A 10,521-nucleotide genomic window follows, 5' to 3' on the forward strand; every position below is an offset into this window, starting at 1 on the left:
GGATGCAGCCCAAGCAGATTGCAGCGCGTTCTCAAGTTTCAAGCTGCCATGAAGCGAACCCATTGCACCGGGGAAATCGCGACACGCCGCTGACGTGAGCCTGAAAAGCGGAATCACTCTAGCGGGATTGAGGAGGCACTCGCAACTACGGCGTAGGCGCCGGTTCGGAAACGGGCGGAGCAGGCACGCACATCAGCTTGAACTCCGCATCGATATAGTCATTCCCGAACGACGCCAGGGCCGTGATTTCTTGCACACCTGCCGCGGACGCAGTCCATTCCGCGGCTGCCTGCTCAAACGACTCGTTCGTGTAGCCCCGCAATCCGTTGAAGGCAAGAAACTGGCGTCCTGCCTCAACCAACTGCTCCACACATGGACGCGGTGTTATGCGTGCATACACGTTGCCCTTTTCCGGCAACGGCGCGGCGGTTGCCGGGTTTTTCAGCAGGCTTTCTGCCACGGTACGGCTCGAGCTCACCAGGACGTCGTCTCCGTACACGGCCACGGTCGGCTCGATAGATGGTCCGCCCAGCAACGGCAACCGGACGACATTCGTCGCGGAATCCACCCGTGGATACATGTCCCACGGCATGGTGCCCGGCGGCGGTGGAGGAATTGCCTTGAAGAGCTCCGGCAATGCCGCGACCTGTGCGTCCAGTGTTGCTGCCAACAGCGGTGCCGGCATCATCTCGTTGGAGTCGATCCCCACACAACTCAGGCGTATCCCTGGACCCATGGGACCGAAGAGAGCCGTTGCGAGCTGCGGCAGTCCCGGAGTCTCGCCGGGTTTTGTCTCTTCCCAGGTCTGCCACTTCGATGCATTAAAGAAGGGACTGTCGAAAGCGTGACCTGCCTCTATCCAGACCTCTTTGAGAGGTTTCCCGAAATCAAGCGATACTTGGACGATTCCCTCGGGTGGGGCCGTCAATGTGCGAGGCGACACGCCCTGAACCAAGTTCGCGAAGCGCTCGCGCGCGGCTGCATTGAAAATCCCGCGGAACTTTGTATGGGCGCTCGACTCGTCGATGCGCATCGCAAAGGCCAACGATTGAAACGTCGAGCCCAAGGGATCATCCGGATGCAGCAGTACGACACCGCGCAGGTCTTCCGTGCCCGATCGGGTCAAGTCCGACAAGGTCGATTCGTCGATAGCGGCTTCCTTGGTCAGCGTCAGCGCGCGTATCAGCTCATCTCGAGACGGACTGAAGAGCAGAATCCGGCCTCGTACGGCATAGTACATGCCCGATTGGGTCATCTTGCGTAAGCGCAGGCCACCAGCGTAGTCGCTTTCGATGCCGGGCATGAACCAATGAAGACGTTCAATCAAGCTGCCAATACGGGACATCTTCGTAAGGCCGATGACGTCGCTAAACGACGAGATGTCATTTCCGAGCAAATAGAGTTGGCCGCGGATCAGGTTGTTGAGCACCCATTCCGGAGGACCTGCATTGCGCTGGATCGGCTCGATGGCCTTGGCGAGGCCAAACGACGGCGGCACCGAGTTCCAAACGCGTGACTGAACAATTCGGTTCCTGTTGTTTACAGGATCGGCCAGCACAAGACTGAACCGCTGCCCCGCAGGCATGCAACGCGTAATGTCGAAGCTATCGCGTGTGATCCAAAGCAAAACCACGGCAATAATTATCGCCAATGCGGCGAGCGAACCCCGCCACGGGAATGCCGCGCCGGCACTGTGTCTGCGCCGCCGTTGAAGAGGGCGTCCCTGGCCCGAGTAATTGCGAACTACGTCTTCGCTCATCGGCTCTGCTTCCCAAATCCGTATTCGATCGGTTTGCCCAATTCGCCGGACGCGTCCGGAAACGCCACTCGCATACGCTTGGTCTTGGGCACAAAAACGACGCTATATCGCGTGTCCGTATTGCAGATCTGCTCCATGCCCGTGCTTCCTGGGTCCGCATCACGCAAATACGTGGCGATCTCGTCTCCATCGAGAATGCGTTCCGACTCCAGCAGAGTAGACAACCGCGCATAGCGCTTCGCCGCGGTCGGGTCCGCACCCGCTGTCGCGGGGTCCATTCCGAGTAACAGTCCATCGTACGGCTCGCGTATGGTAATGCTGGCTCCGAATTCGACCACGCACGCCTTACCCGACGCGTCGACAAGCATCACGTGGTACCCCCGGACGTGTACTGCGGCTTGAAGTGCGGCACTTGCCGCTGTCACGTCCGGTGCGGAAGCGAGCACCCCGCGCAACACAAATTCGACAGGCGGGCCATCGAGCGTAGGCTCGCCCAAGTGGTCTACGCGCTCGACACTTACCGCAAGTCCAGCCTCGTTCATGCCCGTGAAGACGCCCAAAGACCAGGGGAAGGCGACATATAGAAAACGAAGTCCGGCCGGCGGCCTCACATCGAATACGAACGGAGCCTCGGCACGCGTCCAGTCGAAGTTTCGCCCAGCCAGAATGTCGTCAGCCCCTGCCCGGTCTCCCACGGCAGCAAACATCGTGCAGAACGGCGACCGGTACATGGGAGCCCGGTCCGTCTTGGCCGCGAAAGTCGGTGCGCACTGTGTCAGCCAGACGGCATCGAATGGCATCCCTGCACCTTCCGCTACGCCCTCCATTTCCGCCAGCACGTCAGACGATAACCCTGCCAACATCGGGCGGGCTCCGATACCCAGACGCGGCAACGCCAACGGCGTCAGATTCATGAAGCGAGGAGCCATGCCCCAAAGGCCATCCTTGGGTATCCATTCTCCGCTGTCGCACGGTTTGACAACCGAATCTTGAAACGTCGCTTGTATCGCCTCGCGAAATGCAGCTCCCCTGCGGTATCCCGATTCGAAAGGATCGCCGGAGACGACGATGGGCGTTCCAGCGCTCATCTCCTCGAGCTTCCACGGCTCGATGACCGGCCGCTCCGGCATCGCCGTTCCACGCGTCATTAATGCGTCGAACTCGCGATAGAACCACGAATCGATTCGAGGACCGTAGAACGTCATCGCGCTTTCGTAGGTCAGCGTTGGGTACAGATCGCGGGGTACGAAATACATGAGGTAATCGTTCGCGAGCCCCACGGTGAATTGCGCCCTGTACCCGCGCTCCAGCGCCAATCTGCGCAACTCAAGACCAATCTCCACGCACGCTTCGCCAGGCACGAAACTAAGGAGAAGATCGCCGATTTCCAGCGTTCGCAATTGGGTTGTTGAAGGCACAAAATCGGAAGCGAGCGTGGGAGGGAGGTTCGGCGTAGATGATCCGACGTGAAGCTTTGCTTCGCCGCACGTGATAGTCCCCGCTACCTCCATTGCTTTGGCCGCCAATTGCGTGCCGATGGCTTCCGTCGCTTGCCATCCGGACTTGCCTTCGAGAGTCGCGGGCCGCTGGTTGCCCTCCGCGCCGTTCAAAAACATCGCGACACAACTGCCACCTGCTACGCGTTCCACCTCGTTGTAGTAGTAACCGGGATAGTCCGCGCTGATTGACATCATGTCCTCGCCGCTCACCGTTGTCGGGTGCGCGGCAAAATTCGTCGCCAACGCGATAATATTCCCATCCGAATCGTCCACTCGGATGACGCCAATCTGCGGGTCCGTCGGACCATTCTCAACACGGCGGTTAACGCTCAGGCCCGTTTGCGTCGTTACGCCGAACCCGATCGTCGCACGCTTGCGATTCGCAATAGCTTGATTCATCGCCTCCGCGAATCGCTGGGCCGTGGCCTCCAGCACCTCGGGCACGAAACGTCCCGAGACGCACCGCACGACCATGTTGCGGATCATGCCGCCTTGCGCGCTGTGGGTGTGCGTGGCCGTCAGGAGGATGTTCTCTTTCGGCACTTCCGCGGGCGCCAGCTCAAGCACGCGATCCCGCAGTTCCCTGCTGATCATGCACAGGTCCGAGTTTACGAGCAGGACGGGGGTTTCGTCATCGTCGAGAAACAGGCACCGTACCCACACCGGATCATGAACAGATAGTGCGCCACGCCCCAAGCGGTCGTAATAACCGTTGAGCGGTGTATCGAGCGGCGGAGTGATCTCCACCTTGGCGGCCCCCGCCTCCAAGGCCTGTACTTGAAGAACAGACAGGAGTCCCAGTAGTAGTGACAAAGAAATGCGTTGAAGCACGTTTATGCGCCTGTGAAGTTTGGGGGACGCTTCTCGATAAATGCCGCAACGCCCTCCGCGGCGTCGCGACTCGCGGCCGCTTCGGCGAATGCCTCGGCTTCCAGCGCCTTGCCCCTGTCGGGTTGAAGCGCGCGCTCGCGCACGGCCCGAAGTATTGCCCTTGTCGCCACGGCGGGTTTTCCTGCAAGCGCACCCGCCAGTTCACGGGCCGCATTGGCCAATTCCGGAAGCGGCACGACCTTCAGCACGAGACCGGAGGCAAGCGCTTCCTGTGCGTTGATCATGCGGCCAGTCAGCATCCAATCCAATGCGCGCGCCTCGCCGATGAGCCGCGGCAGCCGGTGGCATCCGCCCCATCCCGGTACGATGCCCAGATTGATTTCCGGCTGGCCGAACACGGCTGTGTCTGCCGCGAGTCGAAAATGGCACGCCAGAGTCAGTTCGCAACCGCCGCCCACGGCGATGCCGTTCACCGCGGCGATCACGGGCTTGGGACTGTTTTCGATGATGTCCATGGTCTTGAGGCCCGCGGGAAGCGGCTGCCCTTCGGCGAATGGGGCTCCCAGGGAACTCCCTAGACTGGGGATATCCGCGCCACCGCTAAAGAACTTGCCTTCGCCTCCCGTGATAAGGATGCATCGGACTTCCGCGTCCTCGATAAAGTTCTGCACCGCGGACCCGATTTCCGTCACCAATTCCAGCGAAAGCGCGTTCGCCTTGGGCCGGTTCAGTGTGATCGTTCCACAACCGCCGGCCTTGTCCGTGAGGATGAATTGATATGCCATGCTTGCATCTCCCGACCTGGATAGATGGAGAGTTTACCACAGCGCGAGGCGCTACCGTGAACGGGCTGCACGCGCGGGGCCGGCAAGCCCGATGGGTATCACTTGTTTTGCTTCGGGCCGAGAAGGTCTATCAACGCGTTGACGGGGGATTCCGCCGCACCGTCTTCACCGGAGCCGCCCAGGAGTCCGCTTTCATCGATGAGCTTCTGCATGATCTGCACCATGATTTCCTGCGAGGTCATGCCCTCGTTGTTCGGACCCGTAAAGCTCATCTCCATGCCATCGATCTTCTTCTCTTTCCCCGAACCGCCCAGAAGCGGGGAATTCATGGTCAGCGAACTGTCGTTGATGGCAACGCGCTCGATGCGCCAACGCTTTTCTCCGCGCTGCAATCCTCCACGTGGCCGCATGCCTTTGGGCATCGCTTGCTTCGCGTTATCCATCAGCTTCTTGAGATTGTTCCCCTGCAACGAGGTCTCCGCGTTGATGTGCGCGCCCTCCACCGAGATCAATCTCACGTCCGGCTGCTCGGACATCAATGAACGTATGTCCGCCTCAAGCTCCACGGTCCCCAAGGCAATCGCGTCGCCTTCCGAGAACCCGGATGGGTTTGCCAGCGTAACATCCTTTAGCGTAAGCCGCTGCTTTTCTCGATCCCAACGGATGCCGCCGACCGTGGCAGGCGCGCCCATTACCGAAGACACGATTCGTTCCACGCCCTCGGTTACGATTCGTTCGATGTTCTCGCCCGGAGCTTCCTGCCGCTGAAGTATTCCGCCCGACAATACGGCAACAACCACAAAACTGCACAGCATGTTCAAATCTCCCAACAACCGGGTCCACGCACGCAACGCGACCCGCCTAAACCGGTAGTCTGTATTATTCGCATTAAGTGACGAGCGCCTTACCGCGCCTATTCACTCCTAAGTAACGCGGCGCGCTTCCGGCCGTTTGACCTCTCCGGCAAACCCAACGCGTATTCGGCGTTGTACCGAGTGTCTCCGAAGTAGATCCCGCGAAACACTTGACGGTTCCTTCTCCGCCTCGTAATGTTACGTCGCACTGTGTACCCGTAGTCCGTTCCTTCTTGAGGAGAGTCCATGCACGAATCTGACTTTATGGCTGCAATCGTTCTGCTGTTCGGCACGGCACTCGTCGTTGCGTGGCTCTTTCGCATCCTCCGCGCACCCTCAATCATAGGCTTTCTCATCACCGGCCTCATAATGGGGCCATCGGGGCTTTACCTTTTCGACCCCTCGGACGTGAGTTCCATCAGTGAGATTGGCCTTGTGCTCCTGCTGTTTATCGTCGGACTTGAACTAAACCCGGGTCCGCTCTTCCGGTTGGGCAAGAACTTGCTTCTCGCAACTGGTCTGCAGATCGGCGTCACAGCCGCCCTTGCCGCCGCCGTATTTGAGTTTGGCTCTGACAATTCGATCGTCACCTCTGGGTTGATTGGGGGCCTTGTCGCCCTGAGCAGCACCGCCATTGTTCTCAAGCAGATCAGCGAACGTGGCGAGACCGATTCCGTATCGGGGATGATTACCATTGGAATACTACTCCTCCAAGACGTAATCGTCATCGCGTTCATGCTCTTCCTGCCAATGCTGGCCGTGAAGTCCGGTGGCGATTGGCACGGCGCCGCGGCGCGCTCGCTGATAGGGCTGGCAGTCATGGGTGCGCTGGCCATTGGCGGACGCAAGACGTTACCTGGCCTCATGAACGAGCTTTCCCGGCGCGGCGGACCTGAACTGATGACACTCTTTGCCGTATCGATGGCATGCGGCGGCGCGTGGCTGGCTTCGCTCGCGGGCTGGAGTCCCGCATTGGGCGCTTGTGTCGCGGGCTTGCTGCTCGCGGAGGCCGACGCCCGGCACCAACTCGTGGCCGACATTCACCCTTTCCGCGACGTATTCAACGCCGTGTTCTTCATCTCGCTGGGTATGATGGCGAACATTAACTTGGTCATCGACAGTCTGGGTCTCATTCTCGTGGCCGTTCTCGTGACCTTGATTGCCAAATCGCTCATAACCACCGCAGCCGTGCGCGTCGCCGGATGGCCAATTCGTCCCGCAATCCAAGTCGGACTGGGCTTGTGCACGGTCAGCGAATTCGGCTATGTGGTCGCCTTTGAAGCCAGCAAGCTCAACCTCATGCCGTCTTCACTCTTCAACGGAATCATGGTGTACGCCATCGGCACGATGATCATCGGCGCAGTGCTCGTACCTGTTTCCGGCAGAGTCGCGGCATGGGTTGCCGGGCGTCTTCATGATGACGCGCCTCCCCCGGATGCGGCTCCCGTGGCCCACGGAAAGCACCACGTCATCATCATCGGATTTGGCGTCAGTGGCCAGAATCTCGCCCGCGTGCTCAAGGCAACTCACGTCAACGTCATTCTTGTGGAGATGAGCCCGCGATCGATTCAGATCGCCAAAGACACCCAAACCCCGTATATCGTTGGCGACGCCACCCGGCGGAGCATTCTCGAACACGCCGGGATTGCCACGGCCCACGCGATGGTCGTGGCCACAAACGACCGCCAAGCGACTCGCGCAATCGTATCGGTTGCCCGTTCGATGCGCCCGGATCTCTATATCCTTGCGCGATGCCGTTTCGTGTCGGATCTCGACGAAATCTACCGGCTCGGCGCGAGTCAAGTTATCCCGGAGGATTTTGAGACTTCTATCGAAATCGCCGCACATGTCCTCAAAGAAATGGACATCCCCGACAACATTGTCGAGGCGCAAATCGCCGCGGTCCGTGCCGGCCGGTACGGTATGCTGCGCGGCAAGTCCACCGACCGTACCGCACAGCAAGAGCTCATGAAGGTGTTGCAGACCACCGCGACGCGCACCTTCTACCTTGAAGAGAATCATTGGGGCAACGGCAAGACCATCGGCGAACTCAATCTTCGCGCGCGCACCGGCGTATTGATCATCGCCGTCGTGCGCAACGGCGTACCTGCCACCAATCCGGGCGTAGACACGCGGGTGCAGTCGGGCGATGTGCTCGTGCTCGTCGGCGCCCATGCGCAACTCGAATCGGCCAAAGCCGTGCTTCAAGAAGGCGATCATCTCGATTCCTCAGGCTCATGACACGTTGGACACAGGGAACTTTTACGGTCTTCGGGGGATAAGGCTCCGGAAGGGGAGATCTGTCATGCAAACATTTAGATTGTCCATCGCGCTTCTGGCGGTATCCGTAGCCGGCTTTGCACAGACCACGCAAGCCGTGAAGGACCCGGAGCTTACGCGCTATTTTGACCGCGTTTCGCGCGCAATGCTGGACGCGCAGTCCATCGCCGCATCCGGCGATTCCACTCAGTTTCGCGGTGCCCTGAAGGCCGTCAACGAAGCCTGGGAACCCGTCTATTCGCGATACCGCGCGTGGGCAACCTCCGACACGAATTGGCAAACCGATTTCGACGCCATACAAACGTTTCTCATCAACGCGACCAATGCCATCACACCAGGCGACAACTTGCCAAATGCCTCCGCCCAGCTTGATGCCGCCGCCGCCAAGCTGTCCGATCTTCGCGAACGCAACGGCGTGCCCGATCTAATTGGAACTGCGGAGGATATGGGGGCTTCGATAAAGTCACTTCAGGATACGGTGAAGTCTCTGCAAGGAAAGCGCTATACCAACTCGGACTATGAGTTGTTGAAGGCGGACTTTGACGATGCGCTGACGAGTTGGAAGAAACTCACTCAGGCCGTGATAGACACCAACGTACTTGGCCTCAGCAGCGGGCAGCTCGATTCGCTGCAGCGAGTCATCACCCTGCAAAATGTCGCGTTCGAAACGCTCGACAATGTTCTCAAGAACCCCGACACTCTTACCCTGCTCAACAACCTTCAGGATATCCAGGATCGGCTAGCTTCCCTCATGAGCGAATTGACGCCAAGCATGATTGCCGCCGGAATGACCGAAACCGACGCCACGGAGAGCGCAACGCCGACCGATGCCAAATCGAATTCGCGGCGCCTTTTCCCTAGGCGTCATCGGTTGCTGGCGCGCTGATTCATCCCCCGACAGGGATCGATGCTTCCAACTCAACGGCAGGTTTGATCCGTTTCAGCCACGCATGTGACGTGTGAGTCTGGCTTGGCCCCGGCGTTACTTTCGGCTGATCGGAGACTCCCTTATCACGCTCCTGCGTCCGCTTCACCGCCTTGTAGTAGGGATCCGCTTCAAGACGCTCCTGGATAGCAGCCTTGATTTCCACGGCCGTGTCGGGCGTCGTGTATTGCTGCAGATAGGCCCAGGCGCTGGCTTCGTCGCCCATCAAGCACGTTTCGGTTACCCATGCCACCAAATCCGCGCAGGCAGCCCGGCTCGTTTCATTCCATTTCTCGTACGAAAACGCATGCTTCGAAACGGGATTTTGTTCAAAGGACTTCCGTCGCGCATCGGCTGTTTCGCCGATTTTCTCACGGAACTTCTGATTCTGACAGAGATACTGCTTTGCGTCCTCGCGATACGAGAATATCAGTGTCGGCGTGGGGCTCATAGCCCGCGTTAGGTCCAACAAGTTTCCATACAACCGAGACTTCCCTATGACCTCAGGCCAGCCGTCGCTATTGAGGTCCTCAACCTTGGTGAGATTAAAGTCGCTGGACACTTTCAACAACGTACGGTAATTCTCCTTCAAGTGAATAATGTCCAGCGCGTCGGGCCCGTTTACGCCCCCCGAATACCGAAGTACCAGCAGAAAACGAGGGTCGGGATCGTCAATCGGCCACAACATGAAGCGAATCCAATCTTCACGGTTGCCGCAATCCGCAAACTCGGTTACCAACGCGCCTCGCGCCTCAAGCCGCGCGTACCAGAGGCCATCCGCGTTCTTCATTCGAACGACGGACCACTCCTTGCCGCGAATCGCGCGTACATTCAGGAACCCCATGGCGTCCGCGGTCATCGCCTGACCCGGAGATGAGATGATCTCCGGCTTGTCCGCCTCGGGCGCAGCCCAGGCATTCACAACCAGAATGGGCATGAATGCCGCCAGTATCCATACGCCTCGTGTCGTCATCGTCAAACCTCGCTACCGAGTCCCATCGATTGGATAGGACCGATATTCTGTGCCACACTCAGTTCACAGCCAAGCAACAGAAAGGGTGTTCTCCGTGCAGTATCGCAAACTCGGTTCAAGCAATCTAGAAGTCTCCGTGGTCGCCTTCGGCGCGTGGCAGATTGGCGATTCGCAGTACTGGGGCGCAGACGATCAAGCCGATGCCAATGCCACGGTCGCCGCGGCGCTCGATGCCGGCGTTAACCTCTTCGACACCGCCGAGATGTACGGCGCGGGCGAGTCCGAACGGATGCTCGGACGCGCTCTCGGGTCGAATCGAAACAGCGTCTACGTTGCGTCCAAAGTCTGGCCCGACAAATGCCAACCGGCGACGCTCCGCAAAACCTGCGAAGAAAGCCTGCGCCGTCTCAATACAGACGCCATAGACCTCTATCAAATTCACTGGCCGCCGCGCGACGTTCCCTTTGCGGACGTCTATGCCACCCTCACAGCCCTGCGCGACGAAGGCAAGATCCGCGAAATCGGCGTGTCGAACTTCGGCGCGACGGACTTGGCCGCATGGATGAGCGAGGGGACGTGCGTGTCCGACCAACTCGGCTATAACATCCTGTTTCG

8 protein-coding genes are annotated in these 10,521 nt (G+C 59.3%); 3 read left to right on the plus strand and 5 right to left on the minus strand.

The features are described 5' to 3' along the window. Positions 1–145: 145 nt before the first annotated feature. The 4 genes from K1Y02_11045 to K1Y02_11060 all read right to left on the minus strand — a co-directional run bounded on the left by K1Y02_11045 (position 146) and on the right by K1Y02_11060 (position 5,689). Positions 146–1,759, minus strand: a complete 1,614-nt coding sequence (locus K1Y02_11045; protein MBX7256887.1) for a hypothetical protein — start codon at positions 1,757–1,759, stop codon at positions 146–148. Then, positions 1,756–4,089 carry a neutral/alkaline non-lysosomal ceramidase N-terminal domain-containing protein gene (locus tag K1Y02_11050; GenBank protein MBX7256888.1) on the minus strand — a complete coding sequence of 778 codons (2,334 nt, stop codon included), beginning with the start codon at positions 4,087–4,089 and terminating at the stop codon, positions 1,756–1,758. The genes K1Y02_11045 and K1Y02_11050 overlap by 4 nt, the downstream gene beginning before the upstream one ends. A gap of 2 nt (positions 4,090–4,091) precedes the next feature. Continuing rightward, entirely contained in the window at positions 4,092–4,874 is a 783-nt protein-coding gene (locus K1Y02_11055; protein ID MBX7256889.1) for an enoyl-CoA hydratase/isomerase family protein, read from the minus strand. Between the two features lie 98 nt (positions 4,875–4,972). Next, positions 4,973–5,689, minus strand: a complete 717-nt coding sequence (locus K1Y02_11060) for a hypothetical protein (protein MBX7256890.1) — start codon at positions 5,687–5,689, stop codon at positions 4,973–4,975. Positions 5,690–5,974: 285 nt separating this feature from the next. On the opposite strand from K1Y02_11060, the gene K1Y02_11065 reads away from it, so the two are divergent. Next, a complete protein-coding gene (locus K1Y02_11065; GenBank protein ID MBX7256891.1) occupies positions 5,975–7,969 on the plus strand; it encodes a cation:proton antiporter in 1,995 nt (664 codons plus the stop codon). A 64-nt stretch (positions 7,970–8,033) separates the two neighbouring features. Further along, the gene (locus tag K1Y02_11070; protein MBX7256892.1) at positions 8,034–8,894 is read left to right on the plus strand and encodes a hypothetical protein; all 861 of its coding nucleotides are present in this window, start codon (positions 8,034–8,036) and stop codon (positions 8,892–8,894) included. A 1-nt stretch (position 8,895) separates the two neighbouring features. Here the strand turns inward: K1Y02_11070 and K1Y02_11075 are convergent, their stop codons facing one another. Next, complete coding sequence (locus tag K1Y02_11075) at positions 8,896–9,906, minus strand: hypothetical protein (GenBank protein MBX7256893.1); 1,011 nt, start codon at positions 9,904–9,906, stop codon at positions 8,896–8,898. 94 nt (positions 9,907–10,000) lie between these two features. Here K1Y02_11075 and K1Y02_11080 point away from each other — a divergent pair. Further along, positions 10,001–10,521 (plus strand): aldo/keto reductase (locus K1Y02_11080; protein ID MBX7256894.1); only part of this gene is annotated, 521 nt, incomplete at its 3' end.

The sequence above is a fragment of the Candidatus Hydrogenedentota bacterium genome (assembly GCA_019695095.1).
Classification (GTDB): Bacteria; Hydrogenedentota; Hydrogenedentia; order Hydrogenedentales; family SLHB01; genus JAIBAQ01.

Coding starts and splice junctions, on each gene's coding strand:
- K1Y02_11055 (MBX7256889.1), bottom strand. CDS start 4,874: ATGGCATATCAATTCATCCTCACGGACAAGGCCGGCGGTTGTGGAACG.
- K1Y02_11060 (MBX7256890.1), bottom strand. CDS start 5,689: ATGCTGTGCAGTTTTGTGGTTGTTGCCGTATTGTCGGGCGGAATACTT.
- K1Y02_11070 (MBX7256892.1), top strand. CDS start 8,034: ATGCAAACATTTAGATTGTCCATCGCGCTTCTGGCGGTATCCGTAGCC.
- K1Y02_11075 (MBX7256893.1), bottom strand. CDS start 9,906: ATGACGACACGAGGCGTATGGATACTGGCGGCATTCATGCCCATTCTG.
- K1Y02_11065 (MBX7256891.1), top strand. CDS start 5,975: ATGCACGAATCTGACTTTATGGCTGCAATCGTTCTGCTGTTCGGCACG.
- K1Y02_11045 (MBX7256887.1), bottom strand. CDS start 1,759: ATGAGCGAAGACGTAGTTCGCAATTACTCGGGCCAGGGACGCCCTCTT.